The 719-nt window shown below is 60.6% G+C and carries 1 protein-coding gene; it reads left to right on the top strand.

The window, feature by feature from the left end; genetic code table 11:
* On the top strand, positions 1-719 hold a 719-nt coding region (locus tag GH663_RS20875), incomplete at both ends, for a LysR substrate-binding domain-containing protein (RefSeq protein ID WP_153133508.1).

The raw sequence follows: 719 nt of genomic DNA, 5'->3' as shown, positions 1-719 counted from the left end.
TTCCAGCAACTCAGAATCATCCGTGAAACGATCCGCCAGGATTTCAACCTGACGGAAGTCGCCAACGCGCTGTACACTTCGCAACCCGGGGTCAGCAAGCACATCAAGGATCTTGAGGACGAACTCGGCATCGAAATCTTCGTTCGCCGCGGCAAGCGGCTGCTCGGCCTGACCGAGCCGGGCAAGGAACTGGTCGGTGTCGTCGAGCGCATCCTGCTCGATACCCAAAACCTGCGCCGTATCGCCGACCAGTTCGCCAGCCGCGAGACCGGGCATTTCGTCGTCGCCACGACGCACACCCAGGCCCGCTATGCGCTGCCGAAGATCATCCAGTGGTTCAAGGCCGATTATCCGAAGGTCCATCTCACGTTGTTGCAGGGCAGCCCGCGCGAAATCGCCGAGCTGGTCGAAACCGGGCAGGCCGACGTCGGGATCGCCACCGAGGCGCTGGAAGGTGTGCCGGAGCTGGTTTCCTTCCCGTTCTATTCCTGGCACCACGCCATCATCGTGCCGCAGGGGCATCCGCTTCTTTCGGTCGACAAAGTCACCCTGGAGATCCTTGCCGAATATCCGATCATCACTTACCACGAGGGCTTTACCGGTCGTGCCCATGTCGATAAGGCATTTTCCGAGGCGGCCATCGTTCCCGATATCGTTTTGTCGGCCATCGACGCCGACGTGATCAAGACCTATGTCAGCCTTGGCCTGGGCGTCGGGGT

The sequence above is a fragment of the Dechloromonas hortensis genome, from assembly GCF_009469765.1.
In the GTDB taxonomy this organism is placed as follows: Bacteria; Pseudomonadota; Gammaproteobacteria; order Burkholderiales; family Rhodocyclaceae; genus Azonexus; species Azonexus hortensis.
Note: the sequence above shows the minus strand (reverse complement) of the source record. Positions and strands in the feature narration are given on the sequence as shown.